The following is a 20,495-nucleotide window of genomic DNA, read 5'->3' on the forward strand; positions in this document are numbered from 1 at the left end:
ACCTGTTATCTGAAGCGCAAATGCTCAAGCCGCCTTCTGAACTTAAAAGGCGGCTTGATTAGGTTAGCTTGCTCGTGCTTTCTTGAGAGGATTATGCCGAGCTAAAGCGGCTTTGAGTTTTCGCAGTCCAGAGGTTTCGAGTTGGCGTACCCGTTCCCGGCTGAGTCCTCCTAATTTTCGTGCAGTAGCAGCACGATTCAAGGGATTGCCATCTTCTAATCCATATCGAGTCTGAATCACTGCTCGCTCGCGAGGCGTTAAACAATAGAGCAAATCTTTGAGCTGTTGATTAAAAATTCTCTCCTCGACTTGCTCTTCGAGCGGAGCGACATCATCGGCTAGTAAATCCCCTAACGATGTATCTTCCTCAAATCCAACCAGTTGATCGAGCGAAGCAACATGATGAGAGTAAGCGAGCAGTTCCTCGAAGGCTTTTCTGTCTATGTCCATCGCATCTGCTATTTCTTGCTGAGTTGGTTGCCGCTTTAAAGTCTGGCTCAGCGATCGATAAGTCTTTTTTAGGCAGTTCAAGCGTTCGATCACCGAGGTCGGCAGACAAATAGATCGCGATTGAGTTGCGATTGCTCGGCTAATTGTTTGGCGAATCCACCAGTAAGCATAAGTTGAAAACTTATATCCTCGCGTCGGATCAAACTTCTCGGTTGCTCGGGTCAGTCCCAGACTGCCTTCTTGAACCAAATCCATCATATCGAGTCCGCGATAGGTGTAGTGCTTTGCAATACTCACAACCAATCGTAGGTTTGCCTTAATCATTGCTTGCTTTGCTCGATTGCCAACTCGGATGAGTTCCCTTTGTTCATGAGTCCGCTGGTCTTCAGGAATCTCCGACAAAGACTGCATGACCTGAATTTGTTGGGCGAATTGTTGTTCTTCTGATCGACTGAGCAGAGGCACCTTGCCAATTGTTTTTAAGTAGTCGCGCACTAAATCGTGGCTCATATAACCTCCTCTTTCAATCTAACTGCATTCTTGAATAAGACTGTGAGGAAGTTGTGAGGAGAAGTGATAGAGATTACTCAGATATTCTATTTTCTACGGACGCTGACACTGAGGTGAATCAGTCTTGCCTTTTTACTTCCAGCAGATTCATCTAGCATCAATACAAACAAGCTTGGCTCAGCACTTTCAGGGAGAATGCGCGAGTTCTGAAAGTGGGACAACTCGATAGCCTTGACGATCGAGCATCGGTAAAATCTTTTCTAGAGTCGTAGCAGTTCTTTTTCCCCACATTCCGGTATCGTGCAAAATGATGATCGACCCAGGACGAATCTTGCAGAGAATAAACAAGCTTGCAAACCAGGATGAAGGGATATGCGTGTCGTAGGGAAAGATATCACCTAAAACTACCCGATATCCATGCTTCTGAGCGATGTCGATCGTAGATTTCTTGTACCAACCTCCACCCGGGCGAAGCCACTTCGGGCGTGTATACTTGGACAGAATATTCTCAGCTTCGATGACTGCTGCTTCAAACTCTATTTCTGACAGCAAAACGCTCGGTTCGTCTTGGGTGAGATGATTGCCAACTTCATGTCCTCGATCGAGTAGTTCAGTCATCAACTCTGGATTAGGTTCGACTCTGCTACTAATCAAGAAAAATGTGGCATGAACTTGATACTTTTCTAGCACGCTGAGGATTTTCGGAGTGGTTGCTGGATCGAGTCCATCATCGATCGATAAAGCTACGATTCGTTCCTGGGTTTTAAAAAAGTAGGTCACTCCTGGAGACAACTTCTCAATGATTCTCAACAGCCAACGAGGTTGAAACAAGAGTACGACTATCAACCCTAAAAGCAACTCCAAAGAGATTAAAAAGATTTGAGAGTAGAACATATTCGCTCCGTTAGAATGTCGATCGCATCAATTGAAGGCAATGATAATGGCGATTCCATTCTCAAACGCATTGGCGCAGGAATTATTAGAAACTTATGGTTCGCCGTTATATGTTTATCAGGCAGAGCGATTAGAAACGACGATCGCTGAAATTACCCAAGCAATTCCTTATCCAAAAACGAAGTTTCATTTTGCCAGTGTCACGAATGGAAATCTTGCGCTCCTCAAGCGATTTCTGAAAGCGGGTTGGGGGCTACATGCGAATACGCCTGGAGATGTGTATTTAGGGCTTCATGCTGGATTTGCGCCGCATCAGATTGTGTATAGCGGCAGTAACTTGAGCCGTGAGGATTTTGAGCAGATTTTTGACTGGGGAGTAAGGCGGATTAATCTCGATAGTGTTTCGCAGGTTCAGCACTGTTGCGAGATTGCGCAAGTTCCGATCGAGCTAGGACTCCGCTTGAATTTACCTGAAATTACGGGAGAAAGTCGAATTGGGGTGCATCCTGATGAGTTTCGAGATGCGATCGCAGTTTCTAAATTTCCGATTACTGGACTGCATTTCTATCGCGGCACAGGGACGAATGCGACTGAGGCATTTACACAAGTAATTGATACTGTGATTACGACAGCGAAGCAGCTTCCGGATTGGCGAGTGCTAGATTTTGGCGGAGGATTTGGATATCCCTATCGCAAAGATGGTGCGCGATTTGATTGGCAAGAATTTGGCACAGTGCTAAGTGAGAAATTGAGTGATGTGGACTTGATTATTGAACCGGGGAGGGCCGCGATCGCTGAATCAGGTTGTCTTCTCGCACGAGTCGTTTCAGTGAAATGGCAGGGAGAAAAGCAGATTGTTGGCGTGGATACCTCGATCGCGAATTTAGCAGTTTTAGCTGTGCATGGTGGCTATCGCGAGATTGTGAGTTGGAAGGAGGGAGCGTATTACTTAACGGATGTTTGTGGAAATACAACGTATTCGCGGGACTATTTAGGAAAGGGTTGCCAATTACCTGAACTTAGCGTTGGCGATTGTGTTGCAATTTTGGACACTGGAGCATACGGTTATGCAATGTCCTCGCATTTCTTACATCGGTTTAGACCTGCGGAAGTTCTGCTTGAGAATCAGATACATCGATTGATTCGCGATCGAGAAGATTATTCGGTTTTGCTAGGGGGACAGAGATGAAATGTATTGAATGTGGAACAAATAATTGGTTAAGCGATCGCACAAAAAATCAAGGCTTCTGTAGAAAGTGTCAACATCAATTTGCATTTGAGCCTGGGCATATGGAAGGCTCGAAAATGACAGATCAGTATTTTAAGGAGACAATTTCTTCAATCTCTAGTGGTGATATTCTTTTCTTTACAGAGAAACAGTTTTTATATGCAATAAATCGTAGATTAGCTCGTTATAAAATCACTGACGCAGAAGATAAAATTCCGACTTCAATCAATACATTTGGAGTAATTTTTATAATTTTAAGTGTTATTAGTTTTACAAGTTCTGAAATTCGTGAGCTTCCATTTTCTGATAATCTTATTGCAATTCTGGTTTTATCTTTTGTGTTCAGTCTATTTGCTTCACCTTTGATATATGCTGCTGATTTATTGTTTGGAAATAGAAGACAGAAGCAATTTTCAGTAACGGAGGCAGAATTGCATGGCTGGATTGAACGCTGGAAATTTGTGGGCAATTCGATCGATAAGCTTTTAGATCCACCTCAGCTTACAGCAGCAGCAGCAACAATCAGCGACGAGGTGAGTGCGTATAGCTTTGATCGAGTGATTATTTGCGATCGCGCTACGATCGCACAACTTTTAATTGCAAATAATGTCCACTTTGAAAATAGCTGTGCGATTCTCAGCCTAAATGGTTATCCTGCTGCAATTTTTGACACAGTGATGCAAATGTTGAGAAGAAATTCAGATTTAACAGTTTATGTTTTACATGACGCAACACCGCAAGGAATCAGTTTAATTCATACCTTAAAGACCAGTTCTGAATGGTTTGAAAATCAGACCCTACGATATTTTGAATTAGGGATTTTACCTCGACAAGCGATCGGAAAACGACAAATGATTGTCAATCAATCGGCTGTCTTTGTTCAAGAAGCAGAATTACTTCCGGAATCAGTTCGCCAATCTTTATCAAAAGCAGAATTGGAATGGCTCGATCGAGGATATTACGTCGAACTTGAATCTTTCTCACCTCGCCGCATTATTCGAGTTGTCACCCAAGGAATTGCAAAAAGTTTCGAGCCAAACAATTCTGATACTCTAGTTGAGTTTGAAGAAAATGATTGGAGCAATAGTTCTACCTATTATGCAGATAGTTTTGGTTAGCTTCAGATGATTTCATCAAATCAAAGTATTTCAATCATTCCAAATCCCCTAAATTTGGGCAATTCAGGAAACACAAGCCGCTAACAACAAAGCGCGATCGATACTAGGAGCAATAGCTATGGGCATGAAATGCATACAATGTAATACCGATAATGATCTGCGCGATCGCACAAGAAACTCCGGTCGCTGCAAAAAATGCAATCATCCATTCGTCTTCGAGCCAAGTGCCGAAAGTAATCCCCGCTTAAAGTTTACCGATGCCTTCTTCCAAAAAGCACTACAAGATATCTCAAATAACGGAACGATCCATTTCACCCCTAGACAGCTTCAATACTTACTCGATCGACGATTAAACAAACTGACTAGCTTTCATCCCATTGTTTTACTCATTTTCAGTTTCATTGTTATTGTTATTTCTATCTTGTTGTTCCTCGCAAATCCGGTGATTACTATCATTGGAATATTCGTTTCAGCTTCCCTACTATCTGGAGCCTGGAAAAGCTTTCAAGAAAGAAGAAACCCCCGCTCCGAACTGATTACGCTGCCTCAAGTTCGAGAATGGCTGCGTCGCTGGCAAACGATTAACGGCGATACGACGTTGCTTTTACCGCCTCTTGCACAGTCAGCTCAACCGAGATCGATTAGTCCCGATGTCAGTGCTTATAGTTTCGATCGTGCCATGATTTGCGATCGCGATGAGATTGCTCAATTTCTCATTGCAAACAATTTCCACTTTGAAAACAACTGTGCTGTTCTGAGTATTGATGGCTATCCACAAGATATTTTCTCAACTGTGATGGAAATGCTCAAACGCAATCCGGAGCTAAAAGTGTATGCCATTCACAATGCTGATGCCAAAGGCGTGAACTTAGTCCATCAACTGCGAACTGATCCGAATTGGTTTGGGGATCGACCGATTCAAATTTTTGATTTAGGACTTTCACCTTATCAAGTACTGAAAGGCAAACGATTCCGAGTCATCCAATCTTCTCCCTCTCAAACCCTCTCTAGTGAGGCACGCCAATCTTTAGCACCTCAAGAAGTGCAATGGCTAGAAGCAGGCAATCTAGTCGAACTCGACTCATTGATGCCTCAACGATTGCTCCAAGTTCTCAATCATGGAATTGCCACCAGCCAGAGCAGCGATTTGGGAAGCGATTCTGGAGGCGATTTCTTCTTGATGACGGATACGTCGAGTAGCAGCGTTTATGGAGCGGACAGCTTTGGCTAGAAATTTTCTGTTTCGGTCAATCGCTGTACTGCAAGCCGCACGATCGACAACACTAAAATGATCAAAAACATGACGAGTCCGATCGTGCAAGCATAACTAATCTGCAATTCCCCAAAGGCTTGATCATAAACGTAATACACGATCGTCTTAGAGCTATTCAGCGGCCCTCCTTTGGTCATGATAAAAATCTCTTCAAACACCTTAGTTGCAGAAATCGCACTGATCACTGCAACTAAGAGCAAGTAAGGCTGCATCAATGGCACAGTGATATCCCAATGCTTCCGAATCCCGTCTGAACCGTCGATCGCTCCCGCTTCATAAAGTTCTTCTGGAATCGACTGCAATCCTGCCAAATAGATCACCATGTAGTAGCCCAAGCCCTTCCAGATGGTGACTGCCATGACGCTAAAAAGCGCCAAATTCGGATCAGTTAACCAGGGAACTCCAGAAAGTCCCAGCGATCGCAGAAATTGATTCAATAAGCCATTGTCCGCATAGAGCCATTTCCAGGCGATTCCAGCGACGACCATCGAAATAATCACCGGAGTGTAGTAAGCCACCCGAAACCAGCGAATCCCTTTGAGTTTCTGATTGACTAAAATCGCTAAAGCTAAAGGTGCGATCGCCAAAACTGGAACGACACACACCAAATACAAAATCGTATTGCGGAGCGTTTGCCAAAACACTCGATCGCCACTCAACCGCTTAAAATTTTCCCACCCGATCCACTCCGGCGGCGCAATCAGATCGTACCGGGTAAAACTGAGATAAAACGCTTGCAGTGCTGGATAAAAAACCGTTAGCCCCAACACAATCAAAGCGGGCAACAGAAACAAATAAGGCGTGAGTCGCCTCTGAATCGGATACCAGCTTTCGAGAAATATCTTATTCATCGGGTATGAGTTTGCGAAAAGCCAACTCACACTTTACCTCTAATCGATTTCTTCTGCTTCAACTCGTCTAATCGCCCGTCGAGCTGGTAAAACTTGCGTCCGGCGACGATTCAAATATCCCGGATATTCATCGTGAATCACTTCGATCGTTCGAGACGGACGTTGCTGTTTCGCAAATAAAACGAACATCCCCACTAAAGCAATTCCGCCTCCAAATGCGAGAATCACGCCCCCGAGCATCCAAAGTAAATTCGAGAACACGGGGTTCTCTTCGATCGACAAATTTGGATTCGCAGCTCCAGGCTTTTGCAAAGTCAAGTTCGACTTGCTTTGAGCATTCATCGTATCGATCAGGGCTTGCTGGCTTTGAAGTTGAGTCTTCAGTTGCTCAGTCTGAACTCGTTGCTGCTCGACCAAAGCCTTTAATTGCTCAGTTTCAATTCGCTGCTTTTCAGTATCCACAGGAGCGGGCGGCGCAGTTGGAGCTACACCAACGGGCGCACCTGGCGCAACACCTGGATAGCCGTAATTGGGAAGGGGTTGAGTTGGGGCAAGTGTGGGTGAGTTTGTACTCACGCCTCCTTTCAACAAAACGACAGCCGCAAGACCTGCGAGTGCCGCTCCTCCTAAAAATGATGTCGTTTCACTCATCTCCCCTTCACCTTTCTCATACTGGATTGCGATGCTCCGGTGCGATCTCCTAAACAGTATTCTGCGTATTGTGACTCAATCCAGGATTTTTGGATGAATTAATGGGTGACTTTGCCACCTCATTCAGTAATTCCTCTACCTATTCAAGGACAGAATCTCCAATTTGTCTATATCAGTTTATCCAGATCTCGATAAAAAGTTGCATTTCCTAACAAATTTAATGATTAGGTTGATTGAATTTTCATCATTTTCGCTGGAGACTAGAGTGCCCTTTCATTGAAAAAACTCTACTTTTTGAAGTTATGCCCGTTGGCAGAGGAGAACGGCAAACCACTGATTCGGATCAGTCCAAACTTGCACACAATCAAGGTTTTTTGCAGAGAGTAATTCTTTCATTTCTTCTAAATCGAATTTGCGTGAGATTTCACTTAAAATCGTTTCACCCTCGCGAAATTCTACCGTTAAATTTAACGATTGCAGATGAACTGTTTGAGCACGCAAACTCTGTAAATGCATTTCAATTTGGCGATCGCGCTCATTATAAATTGCCACATGTGCAAACTGTGTGAGATCAAAATCTCCTTGAAATCGCTGATTCAAATGGCGCAACATATTTAAGTTGAATTCGGCAGTGATGCCTTGTCGATCGTTATATGCCGCTTCTAATTGAGCGCTGGATTTGTGTAGATCAATTCCTAACAGAAAATATTCTTTAGGATTTAAAGCCGCCGTGATTTGGCTGAGAAAGAGATCACATTCGGCAGGACTCAAATTACCAAGCGTGCTGCCAATAAATCCGATCAGTCTCGTCGGCAGTTGAGCATGAGGGAGCTTTTTCAATGCCAGTTCATAAGTTCCAACTAATCCATACACTTCTAGGTCTGGATAATCGATTAAAAGACTTTGGGCACTGCTTTCTAAAATTCCTGCACTAATATCGATCGGACAATAAATTAAAGGATGTCCCGCAGATCGATAAGCATCAAGCAAAATTCTCGTCTTGGTTGAATTTCCGCTGCCTAATTCGATCAACTCACACGCACCTGTAATGTCAACGATTTCGGGCGCACAAGTATTCAGAATCTCAGTTTCGGTGCGGGTTAAATAATATTCGGGGAGTTCAGTAATTTGTTCAAACAGCAGAGAACCGCGATCGTCATAAAAATATCGAGGTGGTAGTGTTTTCGGAGTCTGGCTGAGTCCGCGAACCACATCACTCCCCGGATGTAATTCATCTTCAGACGGGGTTGAGCGATCGACGAGATAAGCAAGATGAATCCGATCAGACAATTGAGACGTATAAGACGCAGACATCCGAACTAAGCTCCTTTCACCACAACACAGCGAAATCCAGCGAAAATTTCGCGAACTTGGGGATAATACCAGTTTCGGAAGGAATTGCGCATCGCCCAAGGGAAAGTTGCCCAACTTCCTCCTTTTAAGACTCGATGTTTTCCATCAAAGTACTGCTGGGAATAGCCTGGGTAAGGATAGCTCTCAAAGTTGGCATAGCCCGAAAACCAAGTTGATGTCCATTGCCAAACTTCACCTAGCATATTTTGAGATCTGGCTGCTTTTTCCCATTCCGCCTCGCTGGGCAAACGCTTGCCGACGAATCGCGCATAGGCATCTGCTTCGTACCAACTTACGCCACAAACAGGCTGATCTGCTTTACCAGAGTAAAGCGGCTGCGTGATTTCGTTGGATTTCACCCAGTCCCACCCTTCTGCTGTCCAATATTCGGGCTGCTGATATCCGCCCGCTTCAATGAACGCTCGATATTCTCCATAGGTGACAGGATGGCGATCGATCCAATAGTCATCTAAATAGACTGAATGTGCTGGACGCTCATTGTCTTGGGCTTCGATCTCATGACTGCCCTGGATAAAATTTCCTGCTGGAATCAGGATCATGTTGTTGAATTTCTCTGAGGTATGACTCGCTTGGGAATGCCCCCTAAATCCCCCATTCTGGGGAACTTTGAAACTAGAGCATCCGGCTTGAAATCCCCCATACATGGGGGATTTAGGGGGCTGAATCTGCCCAAATCGTAGCGAGGAATTCTCAATTAACGCCAGTATGATCGCAATTGTCTCTGCATGTTGACATTCATGTTGGATCAACCATTTCCACAGTCGTTCTTGCTGTTCGAGGGGCACGATCGCTAAATACTCAAATACTTGCGATCGCACAATTTCCAAATACTCTAAAACAGTCGCAATCTCTGGTAATTTCACCCGTTGAGATTTTGGCAATCCATCTTGAGCAAATAAGCGATGATATTCCGGCATCAAAGGCGGATACCCTGCTAAACGCTGCAAAATCCAAAGTGCTTCCGTATAAGCAATATGTCCCACATGCCATCCGATCGGGCTGAAATCAGCATGTGCCTGGGTGCAGAACGTGTCGTAATCAATTGATCGAATTCGCTCTAAGGTTCGCGATCGACACTGCTGCATGTCAGAACGAATTTCAGATTGGAGTGATATCAAGCTTGAGGTCATGATGAACAGTCAACAAACAGCGATCGGGCAATGCTTTCCAGTTTCCATCAAACATCGGTTCAGAAACAACCAGAACTGATCCAGAGTCTTGCAGGTAATAGAGCGTTGGAGTTGGCACACCTTGAGCATATCGAGATGCTACAAGTTGATTGCCATCACTCAAAATCAGATTGGCAGAAAACGGAGTTTGATGTGCTTCACCTAATTCCATCAATACTTTTAGAGTGTGATGCAGTGCTTCGGTGAGATTTGCGCTGGTTTCTAGTTCATCAATCACAGTTGCAAAGATATGCTCTGAATCCGTCAATCCCTGAATGAATTGATACGCCAGATCACTTAAGCGATCGCGCATCGGACGATATAGAGTCTGCCGAAAGTCTTTGATGAATCCGTTGTGAATGCCTAGAAGCGATGCATGTTGAAAGGGTTGGCAATTACTCAAATCGGTCGCTAATCCTGCGGTCGCACTCCGAACATTGGCAAGGACACAGCCTGATTCGACATATCGACTCAAACTCTGCAAATTCAAGTCATTCCAAATGGGTAGCGTATTTCGGTAAGTAAAAGGCTCTGCTTTGCGCGTCGCATGATACCAACCGACTCCAAATCCATCCGCATTCAACAATCCTGCGGTCATTTCTTTGGGCTGATAGCTTTGGACAACGAGAGAATGATCAGGCTGAGAAATCAAGCGATCCAGCAAGACAGGCTGTCCGAAATAGCCAAGTAATCGACACATATGAAACTCATCGATCGAACTTTCTCATGGTGACACAAACCTTTCAATTATGGTTTCCACTGAAAAGCCGCGATCGCGAGACACGCCCATCCAATTAAAAAGCCTGCTCCTCCCAAAGGCGCAACGGCTCCCAAAATTTTCACACCAGATAAAGAGAGTGCATAAAGACTGCCAGAAAAGAGAACAATACCGCTGATAAATGCAATGCCTGAAGTAGTGAGTAGAGGCGCTCCAAGTTCAGCGCGGCTCATGAATAGGGCGACGAGGATTAATGCGATCGCGTGATACATCTGATAGCGCGCCCCAGTTTCAAAAATGCTTAAAGCTCGATCGTCTAATTTGGCTCGTAAAGCATGAGTTGCAAAAGCACCGAAAGCCACTGACAAGCCTGCCAGAATCGCTCCTGACGCTAAAAAAAATCGGATCATAAATACTTCACTGCAATGGATTTTGAAGGAGTTTTCAGAGAGTGAAAACCTGATCTGTGTAGAAGACTTCTGAAACATAAAAGCTCTCCTGAGTATTCAAGAGAGCTTTTGAAATCGAATTTGAGAAGCTTAGTAAGCGTCTTGCAGTTCGTAGAAATCGTGAGCAATGTAATCTTTGCGCAACGGATAGCCGACCCAATCTTCCGGCATCAGCAATCGCTTCAGATTCGGATGTCCTTCGTAAACAATTCCGTACATATCGTAGGATTCACGTTCTTGCCAATCTGCTCCTTTCCAAATCCAGAACACCGAAGGCACTCTCGGATCTTCACGCGGCAAAAAGACTTTCAACCGAACTTCATCCGGTTTGACCACATTGTCGCTGACCTTAATCAGATGGTAAAAACTTACCAACTGATCCCCAGGACCGACATCATAAGCGCCTTGGCACTGAAGGCAGTTAAACCCATACGCCTGAAGTGCTGTTGCAAAAGGAATCAGCAATTCAGGCTCAACTTTGATCAGTTCCACACCGCTTGCATCCAAGCCAATGAACTCATGATCAAACCCGTTTTCAGTCAGCCACTTTGAGGTTTTACCCGCTTCAACGATCGTTGATTGTTGTTCTTCAGCCACGATCGACACCCTCCTTTGCTTCTTGCAAGACTGCCGGGACTTCTAGACCCATTGCTTCAGCCAATTCACGCGGCGGCGCAATCCGGCTTTCAGCTTGGAGATATTTTCCATCGTGAATCACTTCAGTCGGGATCATGCTGTGAGTCGTGCTGTAGTAGCGATGAGTTTGACGCAACTGGGCACGCTCTTGAATCGATTCGTTAGAAACTTTTTTGCGCAATTTGATGATCGCATCCACGATCGCTTCAGGACGAGGAGGACAACCCGGTAAATAAATATCCACCGGAATCAGTTTGTCAACGCCTCGCACTGCGGTCGGTGAGTCTACGCTGAACATTCCACCCGTGATTGTGCAAGCTCCCATTGCAATCACATACTTTGGTTCAGGCATTTGTTCATAAAGACGAACCAACGCCGGAGCCATTTTCATCGTGATCGTGCCAGCCGTAATAATCAAATCTGCTTGGCGAGGGGTCGATCGCGGAACCAATCCAAAGCGATCGAAGTCAAATCTTGAACCAATCAAAGCTGCAAATTCGATAAAGCAGCAAGCGGTTCCAAACAACAAAGGCCACAAACTCGAAAGTCTTGCCCAGTTATACAAATCGTCTACCGTCGTCAAAATGACATTTTCCGACAATTCTTGCGTCACACTAGGACGCTCGATCGGATTAATAATCGACCCGCCATTGAGCGAAGCCGCTTCTGGATTCATGACCATTCCAATGCTCCTTTGCGCCAAGCGTAGACGAGTCCAACAACTAGAATTGCAATGAAAATTAGGGCTTCAATAAACGCTAACAAGCCTAAACGATTGAAAGCGACCGCCCAGGGATACAAAAACACCGTTTCCACGTCGAAGATCACAAAGACCAAGGCGAACATGTAATAACGGATATTAAACTGAATCCAGGCTCCGCCCATTGGCTCCATTCCGGATTCGTACGTCGTACGGCGTTCAGGACCTCGACGGCTAGGGCGAACTAGCTTAGAAGCCAGAAGAGCCAGAACCGGAACTAAGCTGCAAATCAGCAAAAAGCCTAAAAGATATTCATAACCACTTAGGACATACACAGGTATTCGCCGCCTCTCGTTCTACAAAAATGGACTTCGCGCTTTACACTTTCATTATTATAGTGTGCTGCAATTTCTCATGGTGCGCTGAAATACTTACTAAATCAAGAACTTTCAGAGATCGCTTCTAAATCGAAGCCATCAAGAAAAATCTATCAGAATCAGATTCAACTCCCAGATCAGTATATGTGATACGCAATCCCTCGATCGACGTTCAGAATGATCGCAAAATGTCATAATAATTAACGTACATTTTAAGGTTTGGGTAACTCCCTGACGTTTGCCATGAGTACCGAATCTGTTGAACCCCAAGAGAATGCCGTCGAAACGCCTGCACCGCTTGAGCCAAAAGATATGGATCAACATGAGTGTGCGGCTTGTGGATATATCTATCAGCCGACCAAAGGCGACGATCGCTCAGGCATCGCTGCAGGTGTTGCATTTGAGGAATTGCCAATTACCTGGAAATGCCCAGTCTGTGGCGCTCCTAAGAAACGCTTTCAGAATATTGGTCCGCTCAATGCTCCGTCTGGATTTAAGCAAAATTTGGGATATGGGTTTGGGGTGAATACCTTAACACCGGGGCAGAAAAACCTGCTAATTTTCGGTGCGCTGATTGTTGGATTTATTTTCTTTTTAAGTCTTTATGGCTTACAGTAACGAACCCTTTTATTTATTGAGATCAAGTGCAATGTATCGGATTTTGAGAGCCTGGAAACAGTTTGTAATATTATTGGCAGTTGTCTTCCTGGCGACTGGATGTAAAGGGTTTTTGCCAGCGGTTGTGAATAATCCCTGGCAGGTGGTTCCGTTACCGATCGAAGAAAATATGCTCGATATTAGCTTCACCGGTGACAAGCAGCATGGCTGGATGGTCGGCACCAATACGGCATTGCTCGAAACTACAAATGGCGGAAAATCCTGGAAGCAAAAGATTCTGAATTTAGGTGAGCAGTCCTATCGTCTGACTTCAGTAAATTTTTCTGGAGATGATGGTTGGATTGCTGGACAGCCTTCGATTCTGCTGCATACGGGTGATGGCGGTAAGTCTTGGGCACGTCTGCCATTGAGCAGCAAGCTTCCTGGCTCTCCTGAGAAGATCGTTGCATTGGGCAAAGATACGGCTGAGATGACCACGGACGTTGGAGCAGTGTATCGCACAACGGACGGCGGTAAAAACTGGAAAGCTTTGGTGAAGGAAGCGTTTGGGGTGATGCGGAGTATCGATCGCACTCCCGACGGAAAATACCTTGCAGTATCTTCGACCGGAAACTTCTTCTCAACTTGGGAACCCGGTCAAGACATTTGGCAGCCTTTCAACCGGAATAGCTCACGCAAATTACAAAATATGGGATTTGCGCCAGATGGTCGGCTGTGGATGTTGGCAAGAGGCGGGCAGATTCAATTCACAAATTCAGCGAGTCCTGAAGACTGGTCAGAAGCACAGAATCCTGAATTCTCAACCAGTTGGGGTTTATTGGATCTCGGCTATCGCACACCGAATGAACTCTGGGTCGTCGGTGGCAGTGGTAACCTGTTAGCTAGCTTCGATGGCGGTAAATCTTGGCAAAAGGATCGCGATGTTGAGAACATTCCAGCGAACCTCTACAGGATTATGTTCTTTGACTCGAAGACAGGTTTCATTATGGGACAACGCGGCACGTTGTTGAAATATGAGCCGGTGGCTTAGAAATTAGGGGAATAGGGGAAGGAGTGAAGGGTGACTATTTTATAAACTCCCCCACTCCCCATCTCCCCAATTATGAGAAACACGGGATCAAATTTTAACGATCGACTTGTGAGGGCATCTCCCGTCCCGTATGATACAGATAAGGCTTTTGTTCGTTGACTTCTGGAGAGAGCAAACATGGCAGGTACTACTGGTGAGCGCCCGTTTGGCGACATTGTAACTAGCATTCGCTACTGGATTATTCACAGCATCACGATTCCGGCATTGTTCATTGCGGGATGGTTGTTTGTCAGTACGGGATTGGCGTATGACGTGTTTGGCACGCCTCGCCCGAACGAATACTATCCAACTGCACGTCAAGAGCAGCTTCCGATCGTCAGCAACCGCTCGGCTGCAAAACAGCAAGTGGATAAATTTGCTTCGCAAGTTGGAAAGTAGTTTTGAGTCAAAAAGGTTGAGAAAATTATGACAGGCAACACCCCGAACGAACCTATTTCATATCCGATTTTTACAGTCCGCTGGTTGGCAGTTCATACTTTGGCTGTGCCAGCAATCTTCTTCATTGGCGCGATCGCGTCGATGCAATTTATTCAACGATAGGAGTTTGAACCGTGGCAGGAATTAAAGGCGCTCCCAACCCTAACAAGCAGCCCGTTGAACTTAACCGGACTTCTCTGTATTTGGGGCTTTTGTTGATTTTTACGCTGGGAATTTTGTTCTCTAGCTATTTCTTCAATTAGTGTTTGATTGTTCAGATTGCTGTTTTAGTTAGGAGGTAAGACCGTGCAGACTGGTGGAAGAATTCCCCTGTGGCTTGTAGCAACTGTTGCAGGCTTGGGCGTGATCGGTGTAATGAGCTTGTTTTTCTATGGTTCTTATACCAGCATTGGCTCTTCGCTGTAAGTTCATTCAAAGATAAGAAAAAGCCGCCTAGTACTAGGCGGCTTTGTTTTGCTAATGCGTTTGGAACCAAGAGGCTTAGATGCCGCTTGGATCTTCACGTTCGATGTACAAGAACAACAAGCCCATGACAACCGTGGGAAGTAACCAGGTCACAACGGGAATGAGAATCCAAGGCAGATATGAAGCTGCATATGAACCTGTCATAAGAAAAGTTTCCTATTCGTTAGATGATTCCATTTGTGAATTTACATGCCTTGGGTAACGCTGAGCGCGTTGCTCTTAGAATTCTTAACATTAGAAGACGTTCTGACAGGGGCAACTGCTTTTGGAAAAGCTCAATGGTTTCAGGTTAGGTTTGTCAGAGTTGGGCTGAGCTATAAGGAAATCGAGTCCGTATCGAGATCGTCGAGCCATAAGTCCGGCAGTTCTTCCGGGACAACTTGGCGAGTCACAATAACCTTGTGGCTTTCTCGATTCGTCATCACTTCAACGGCGATCGCTTCGATTTGAATTTCAACACACTCAAAGGGGACTTTGATTTCGGTGGTGGCTTCAAGATTGCCATGTCCGTCCGGTTTGAAGTCGATGATCCAGCGTGAGGGTTCGATTAAGCTGCGATTTTGGCGATCGCTCACCCAGAGCTTGGCATAAATTTTCGGCACCATGTCTGGGAGTTTGAGGCGGACAGTCGTTGATTTTCCACCGATGAGTTCTGGTTCAGCAATCAGAACAATTGGATCGGGGACAGGCTCCGTTTCAGGTAGCAGCAGTGGATTACGGGCACGTTCAGATGCGATCGAGTGATTACGACGCGAGATAATCAGATCATTCAGAGGTAAAATCGGCTCGTCATCAACCACAAACTCATTGACGACCTCATCAGAACTAGGCTGAAGATTGAGTGTGGCAGTTTCGGGGATAGAATCTCGATCGTCTGCTTGAACTTTGAGGTCGCTGGCAGGTGCAGATTCTTCGAGCGGCGCGAGATAGAGATCTTCTACCTTAGGCGGTTCTGGCTCTTGAATCGGTTCTGGCTCTTGAATTGGGTCTGGTGTGACTTCAAGTGGGACAAATGCGCCAGAGAGCGGAATTTCTAGCTGAGTTCCATCGGTGTATTCCGGGTTCGCGACATCAGGCTGAATGCCAAAAGTAGGAAGGTCGAGCTTGCGGCGGACATACGGATTGGGTTGGCGCAGTTGCGGCGGCAAACTGGAAGATTCTTTGACCGTAAAGTTTGTGCCTTCAGATTCTTTGGCAGTTGTGACGAAATTCAGAAACGTGAGATTGAGCGGGGGATGTGCAGCAGTGGGGCGAGTCGTCGGGAGATCGAGCATGTCTTCTGCCATGTTGCGATCGCTTCGCTTCGCTTCGTGCATCGCATCGACTAGCTCATCTACAGCAGACATCAAACTAAAAGATTGGGTTGCTAACGCAGGATGACCTTCCACTCTGAGATCGTGCAGGGTGATCTCGCCCAAAATGACCTGAGTCTTGAGTTCAATCGGCAAGGTGACGCGATACTTCAACTGAAAGGGTAAAGCTTCGTTTTGAAGCATTTCGCGGGTTTCTAGAAGCATTTTCGAGCTTTGGGGATCACGCAGACAGATTCGCAGTTCTGCATGAGCGATTTCGGTCAATTCTTCAGACGTAATTTGCCCTGAGATCGTTAACGGTTCGCCGCGATTAGCAATAAAGGTGTCTTGCACGAGCGCGATCGCCACAACAGAATCCGGCAACATCGGATTCTGTGGCACTCTGAAATCTTCATAAGGCGATTCTGAAACTAAGCCATATTCTCGTAAAATCTCGTCTGCGATCGTGCCGGATTCGGATTCGGCATCCTGCAGAATATCATCGATAGAAAGTAAATCAGCAGACGTTTCTTTGGGTTCTAACAGGTCGGATTCTAAAGCAGGGGCGACAAATTCGAGCGTGGCGTGCTCTGCATCTTCCCAGTCAGGGTTCCAATCTTCGACGAGATCAGCCGCGATCGATAAAACTTTCAACTGCATTGACTGCACGGTTCCTGTTTCAGAGGTGCATTGAAACTCCCAGAAACCGGGAAGGAGGGTTGTGTAGGGAATGACTACCATCAGTCCTTTCTGATTGGTCTGCTGAGTGCGAGTCTGAGTCCGGCGTTTGGGAGGAATTTCGTCGATCGCATCGTAGCGGACTCGGACTGAAACCGAGGTGTTTTTGAGTGGAGATTTTGCGGCGATGCGATACCGACCTTCGAGAATCTCGACATCGGCGGTGTCGAGCGGTAGCCAAGCGCGATCGCCATCTTGCTGAATTAAAAATTCCCAGGGTTGCATGTCAGGCATAGGTCGGTAAAGAGGCGTTCACCAGAATTTGCAGTTAACAGGGTATACCATGTCTGGCGGATTTTGGCGAATTTATTGCATTGATTTTAAGTGAGAGAGTGGGGAGTGGGGAGAAAGAGCAATCGCTTATCTTTTCAGGGCTGTAGGTAAGGCAGCACAAAAAAGCTCGATCGACAAAGGCGATCGAGCTAAATTGGCAAGATATTTCAGTACGGGTAGAAATCTAGTTAAACTCTAGTTAAATGCGCCCGTGAAGATTTTATCGATGATCGGGAAGTTCGATAGGAGCAAGAAAGCAACGGCTGCGCCACCGGTTGCTCCGACGAAGAATCCACCTGCAAATTGGCTCCAACCTTCAGAGGTTTGCAGCGAATCTGTTGCGGAGTCATTATCTCCTTGGAAAGTAGCTAAGCCATAAGTTGAAAGGCAGGCCGTTGCGATCAAAATCAATGCAATTGCAGAAATTAATCCGCCAACTGCTGCATGATCAGAGTCGCGCAGAGGACCTAGGAGCGTCCAAGGACCGACCAAAAAGTACCCATGTGCCATTCCGATTTCAAGACCGCGCAACAGGGGCGATAAGCCTTTTCGGTAAGCCGGGAGGTTACCGATGAAAGCGCGGGTGAAGCCAGAATCACTGATAGGGGTCGAGAGATGTCCTGTGAACGGATCGCCGTTGTAAGGTTTAATAAGCTCGTCAGCCATATCTTAATATTTCCTAATGATTCTGAAGAGAACAAAAAGAATTCGAGACCATTGTAAGTATGACGGGGGGCTGATCCTGACAAATGCTTCAGAAAAGTTCACTATCTGAGATAAGAAGGAAATGATTTGGTTTTTGCGGCTACAAATTGCTCTAACACGGTTTGGCGGAGTAACTGTTGCGGCATAAAACCTTGAGCCAAAATAAAATCGTGAAAAGCAGTTTGATCAAACTGCTGACCCATCTGTTTTTCGACTTCTTGACGAAGTTGCATGAGCCTTTGATAGCCGTAGAAATAAGAAGGCGCATGACCCGGAAGTTTCACCGTGTAACGATTAATTTCTTGCTGAGCAAAGAACTTTGAGAACCCAACATCTTCAGTCAGAATTCGCATGGCTTCGTCGATCGAGGCTTTTCCGAGATGCAGTTCTGGCTCCAGAAATGCTCGTGCTGCTCGGAGTAACTGAAACTGGAGCGAAATAAATTGCCCCTCGATCGGCATAAATGGCAACGTAATTGCTTCTGCATATAGTGCCCATCCTTCATGATTTGCAGGATTGTAACCAAAGCGCGATCGCGCTTCTGACGTGCCTTTGTCCTGAATCGTCGTGAATTGCAAATCGTGTCCGGGTCTACCTTCATGTGCGGTTAGTGTCCAGGCAACGGCGGGATAGGTAAAGTCATCGTAAGCTCGCGGCTGTTTGTCAGGTTTTAGCAGTGGAACAATGAACACACCCGCAGTGTTTTGCGAGGATTTGGGCGGGGAATATTGGGGAACTGGGAAATTGGTGTTTTCTCGATCGTTGGTTAAGCGAATGGTCAGATTTCGTTTTGGCAATGTGACTAGCTTTTCTCGTCGAATGATCGCTTCAAGATCTTTTTGGCGTTGTGCATATTGAGGCAGAATCTTGTCTGCGGGTAATTGTTCTTTTTTCAAACTGCGGATAACTTCTCGATATCCTGTGGTTTGTAAGCCTTTTTGTTTCGCAACTTGAGCCGCGAGGACATCCATTTCTTGTTGGATGGATTCAAATGCAGTGTGAGCTTGCTTGAGCAGTTCATCGATCGAGATTTCAACGCCTCGTTCTTGTAATTCCAGTGCGTAAAGTTCCGGTGACAATCGAAAATCTAATCTTGATTTCGGTAAAATTTCTTGTCGGACAAAAGTTGTATATTCTGTGATTTGAGCTTTCAGCTTTGTATAACTTTCTTGATCGATTTTCTGTTGCTCTAAGCGTTTCTGAATTCGCTCGAGTTGAAAGGATGTATTCGATAAATCCTTCTCGATTTGCGACTTAGAGGGAAAGAAAATATTGGGACGAGACACAGATCCGCGCAGATTTTGAATGGCTAAAGTCGCGATCGCTGGTTTTCCCGTTTCGTCTCCATTCAATTGCTGCAATAGTTTCACGAGATCCGGTCTGCTCAAATCATCTAAGCTATTGTGAATCTCTTTAGCTAAATCGACATAAGGTAGGCGAAGTTGGCGATGGAATTCATCTGATTTCAATGATTCAGTTGCAGACTGGATCAGAATTTCTAAATCGAGTTTTACGGCAGGATCGCGTTCTTGTTTGAGCTTCGTCTGAAACCTTTGAAGGAGAGTATTGATGCCTTTCTCACGGCACTGTCTATAGTTTGAATCCAGTTGCAGCAGGGATTTGCTCAGGGCTAAATCGCTACATTGTTTGGCTGATTCGGCTTCGGTCAATAAATTTGTATTCTCGTTGCTACGCTTGATCCAATCGGGTTGTGCAGATGCGATCGCATCAACGACCGAATGAGACATGATCGCAAAGACAAAAGTCGCGATCGCCAACCATAACACTGTTTTACGTGAGACTCGCACGACACGACGAATAATCTTCACAATCTAAAATCAACCTCTAAAATCTAAGCGCGCTACTGTTTACACTGAAGCGAATCAAATACAGTCGAGGCTTTTTCTGCTGCCGTTTTGAGATCCTGTCCATTCGTCAGCAAATTCACAACATACCGACTATCTTCTAAATTCACACTAGCGCGATAAATCACGGTAGCTTGCTCAGGAGAATCGGGGTACTTCAACTGCCCTTCGCGAATCACAACTGAGGTAGACGTGCCACAGAGATTTTTGTTCTCCACCCGCACGGATTTAATCTTCAGTTCTTCCTCATCCGCACCCAGGGCAATGCTATCTAAAATGCGATCGACTTGCTTGCGTCCCGATTCTTGCTCGATGGGAACCCGTGCGACTAAGAGCTGAATGTCCGGTTCATCTCCTTCACTGGCGATCAATGCCACTTTCGCCCCTGCAAGATTCACGCCCAATAAGCCCTGTGATGCTCCTGGCAGTGAATAACTCATAATATTGCTGGCGATCGCTTCTGCCCGTTGGGGGGTTGCCGCATTGCTCAAAAACTTGAGCGCTAACCCTGTTAAACCAACTCCTAATGTGGCGATCGCGCCGAGTACGATCGCGACCGTTTCCCAAATCGAGACTTTGTACTGTGGAATTCTAGATGGTACTTCTCTCATGA

The 20,495-nt window shown here is 45.6% G+C and carries 25 protein-coding genes; 9 read left to right on the forward strand and 16 right to left on the reverse strand.

Annotation, left to right across the window (positions count from 1 at the left end; all coding sequences use genetic code 11):
• Positions 1–63: 63 nt before the first annotated feature.
• Both ACMUEV_RS06060 and ACMUEV_RS06065 read right to left on the reverse strand, forming a co-directional pair.
• On the reverse strand, positions 64–960 hold the full coding sequence (locus ACMUEV_RS06060) for a sigma-70 family RNA polymerase sigma factor (RefSeq protein ID WP_017290040.1): 897 nt from the start codon (positions 958–960) through the stop codon (positions 64–66).
• Positions 961–1,146: 186 nt separating this feature from the next.
• Positions 1,147–1,791, reverse strand: a complete 645-nt coding sequence (locus ACMUEV_RS06065) for a chitin deacetylase family protein (protein ID WP_242044738.1) — start codon at positions 1,789–1,791, stop codon at positions 1,147–1,149.
• Positions 1,792–1,900: 109 nt separating this feature from the next.
• Between ACMUEV_RS06065 and ACMUEV_RS06070 the strand changes: the two genes are divergently transcribed.
• From ACMUEV_RS06070 to ACMUEV_RS06080, 3 genes are all read left to right on the forward strand, one after another.
• Complete coding sequence (locus ACMUEV_RS06070) at positions 1,901–3,043, forward strand: diaminopimelate decarboxylase family protein (protein ID WP_190653088.1); 1,143 nt, start codon at positions 1,901–1,903, stop codon at positions 3,041–3,043.
• A gap of 377 nt (positions 3,044–3,420) precedes the next feature.
• Complete coding sequence (locus ACMUEV_RS06075) at positions 3,421–4,200, forward strand: MFS transporter permease (protein WP_190653089.1); 780 nt, start codon at positions 3,421–3,423, stop codon at positions 4,198–4,200.
• Between the two features lie 118 nt (positions 4,201–4,318).
• The gene (locus tag ACMUEV_RS06080) at positions 4,319–5,431 is read left to right on the forward strand and encodes a hypothetical protein (RefSeq protein WP_199329690.1); all 1,113 of its coding nucleotides are present in this window, start codon (positions 4,319–4,321) and stop codon (positions 5,429–5,431) included.
• Here the strand turns inward: ACMUEV_RS06080 and ACMUEV_RS06085 are convergent.
• The 9 genes from ACMUEV_RS06085 to ndhC all read right to left on the reverse strand — a co-directional run bounded on the left by ACMUEV_RS06085 (position 5,428) and on the right by ndhC (position 12,356).
• A complete protein-coding gene (locus tag ACMUEV_RS06085; protein ID WP_190653090.1) occupies positions 5,428–6,324 on the reverse strand; it encodes a carbohydrate ABC transporter permease in 897 nt (298 codons plus the stop codon). The two genes, ACMUEV_RS06080 and ACMUEV_RS06085, sit on opposite strands and share 4 nt — an antisense overlap.
• Before the next feature lie 39 nt (positions 6,325–6,363).
• Entirely contained in the window at positions 6,364–6,975 is a 612-nt protein-coding gene (locus ACMUEV_RS06090) for a hypothetical protein (protein ID WP_190653091.1), read from the reverse strand.
• 300 nt (positions 6,976–7,275) lie between these two features.
• Complete coding sequence (egtD, locus tag ACMUEV_RS06095) at positions 7,276–8,289, reverse strand: L-histidine N(alpha)-methyltransferase (protein ID WP_190653092.1); 1,014 nt, start codon at positions 8,287–8,289, stop codon at positions 7,276–7,278.
• Between the two features lie 5 nt (positions 8,290–8,294).
• The gene (locus tag ACMUEV_RS06100) at positions 8,295–9,479 is read right to left on the reverse strand and encodes an SUMF1/EgtB/PvdO family nonheme iron enzyme (RefSeq protein ID WP_242044744.1); all 1,185 of its coding nucleotides are present in this window, start codon (positions 9,477–9,479) and stop codon (positions 8,295–8,297) included.
• Positions 9,448–10,218 carry an ergothioneine biosynthesis protein EgtC gene (gene egtC / locus ACMUEV_RS06105; protein WP_190653093.1) on the reverse strand — a complete coding sequence of 257 codons (771 nt, stop codon included), beginning with the start codon at positions 10,216–10,218 and terminating at the stop codon, positions 9,448–9,450. The genes ACMUEV_RS06100 and egtC overlap by 32 nt, the downstream gene beginning before the upstream one ends.
• A 47-nt stretch (positions 10,219–10,265) precedes the next feature.
• Positions 10,266–10,646, reverse strand: a complete 381-nt coding sequence (locus tag ACMUEV_RS06110) for a DUF423 domain-containing protein (protein ID WP_190653094.1) — start codon at positions 10,644–10,646, stop codon at positions 10,266–10,268.
• Positions 10,647–10,775: 129 nt separating this feature from the next.
• A complete protein-coding gene (locus ACMUEV_RS06115; RefSeq protein ID WP_190653095.1) occupies positions 10,776–11,282 on the reverse strand; it encodes an NAD(P)H-quinone oxidoreductase subunit J in 507 nt (168 codons plus the stop codon).
• Complete coding sequence (gene ndhK / locus ACMUEV_RS06120) at positions 11,275–12,003, reverse strand: photosynthetic/respiratory NAD(P)H-quinone oxidoreductase subunit K (protein ID WP_190653096.1); 729 nt, start codon at positions 12,001–12,003, stop codon at positions 11,275–11,277. The genes ACMUEV_RS06115 and ndhK overlap by 8 nt, the downstream gene beginning before the upstream one ends.
• A complete protein-coding gene (gene ndhC, locus ACMUEV_RS06125) occupies positions 11,994–12,356 on the reverse strand; it encodes a photosynthetic/respiratory NAD(P)H-quinone oxidoreductase subunit C (RefSeq protein WP_026148871.1) in 363 nt (120 codons plus the stop codon). The genes ndhK and ndhC overlap by 10 nt, the downstream gene beginning before the upstream one ends.
• 285 nt (positions 12,357–12,641) lie before the next feature.
• Between ndhC and ACMUEV_RS06130 the strand changes: the two genes are divergently transcribed.
• From ACMUEV_RS06130 to ACMUEV_RS06155, 6 genes are all read left to right on the forward strand, one after another.
• On the forward strand, positions 12,642–13,016 hold the full coding sequence (locus tag ACMUEV_RS06130) for a rubredoxin (protein ID WP_017290026.1): 375 nt from the start codon (positions 12,642–12,644) through the stop codon (positions 13,014–13,016).
• On the forward strand, positions 13,003–14,046 hold the full coding sequence (locus tag ACMUEV_RS06135) for a photosynthesis system II assembly factor Ycf48 (RefSeq protein WP_017290025.1): 1,044 nt from the start codon (positions 13,003–13,005) through the stop codon (positions 14,044–14,046). Before ACMUEV_RS06130 ends, ACMUEV_RS06135 begins: the two co-directional genes overlap by 14 nt.
• A gap of 177 nt (positions 14,047–14,223) precedes the next feature.
• Positions 14,224–14,484, forward strand: coding sequence for a cytochrome b559 subunit alpha (psbE, locus tag ACMUEV_RS06140; protein WP_017290024.1), 261 nt, complete (start codon positions 14,224–14,226; stop codon positions 14,482–14,484).
• A 27-nt stretch (positions 14,485–14,511) separates the two neighbouring features.
• Positions 14,512–14,646: a cytochrome b559 subunit beta gene (psbF, locus tag ACMUEV_RS06145; protein WP_017290023.1), complete on the forward strand. Its 135-nt coding sequence runs from the start codon at positions 14,512–14,514 to the stop codon at positions 14,644–14,646.
• Positions 14,647–14,666: 20 nt separating this feature from the next.
• Positions 14,667–14,786, forward strand: coding sequence for a photosystem II reaction center protein L (locus tag ACMUEV_RS06150; RefSeq protein WP_071596238.1), 120 nt, complete (start codon positions 14,667–14,669; stop codon positions 14,784–14,786).
• Positions 14,787–14,829: 43 nt separating this feature from the next.
• Complete coding sequence (locus ACMUEV_RS06155; protein ID WP_071596184.1) at positions 14,830–14,949, forward strand: photosystem II reaction center protein J; 120 nt, start codon at positions 14,830–14,832, stop codon at positions 14,947–14,949.
• Between the two features lie 75 nt (positions 14,950–15,024).
• Here the strand turns inward: ACMUEV_RS06155 and ACMUEV_RS06160 are convergent, their stop codons facing one another.
• The 5 genes from ACMUEV_RS06160 to ACMUEV_RS06180 all read right to left on the reverse strand — a co-directional run bounded on the left by ACMUEV_RS06160 (position 15,025) and on the right by ACMUEV_RS06180 (position 20,493).
• A complete protein-coding gene (locus tag ACMUEV_RS06160) occupies positions 15,025–15,153 on the reverse strand; it encodes a photosystem I reaction center subunit VIII (protein WP_017290022.1) in 129 nt (42 codons plus the stop codon).
• Between the two features lie 170 nt (positions 15,154–15,323).
• Positions 15,324–17,273 carry a hypothetical protein gene (locus ACMUEV_RS06165; protein ID WP_190653097.1) on the reverse strand — a complete coding sequence of 650 codons (1,950 nt, stop codon included), beginning with the start codon at positions 17,271–17,273 and terminating at the stop codon, positions 15,324–15,326.
• 234 nt (positions 17,274–17,507) lie between these two features.
• Positions 17,508–17,978, reverse strand: coding sequence for a photosystem I reaction center protein subunit XI (locus ACMUEV_RS06170; protein WP_017290020.1), 471 nt, complete (start codon positions 17,976–17,978; stop codon positions 17,508–17,510).
• A gap of 101 nt (positions 17,979–18,079) precedes the next feature.
• Positions 18,080–19,846, reverse strand: coding sequence for a DUF885 domain-containing protein (locus ACMUEV_RS06175; RefSeq protein WP_190653098.1), 1,767 nt, complete (start codon positions 19,844–19,846; stop codon positions 18,080–18,082).
• A gap of 32 nt (positions 19,847–19,878) precedes the next feature.
• Positions 19,879–20,493, reverse strand: coding sequence for a hypothetical protein (locus ACMUEV_RS06180; RefSeq protein WP_017290018.1), 615 nt, complete (start codon positions 20,491–20,493; stop codon positions 19,879–19,881).
• Positions 20,494–20,495: the final 2 nt, after the last annotated feature.

The organism is Leptolyngbya sp. FACHB-1624 (genome assembly GCF_047649235.1).
In the GTDB taxonomy this organism is placed as follows: Bacteria; Cyanobacteriota; Cyanobacteriia; order Leptolyngbyales; family Leptolyngbyaceae; genus Leptolyngbya; species Leptolyngbya boryana.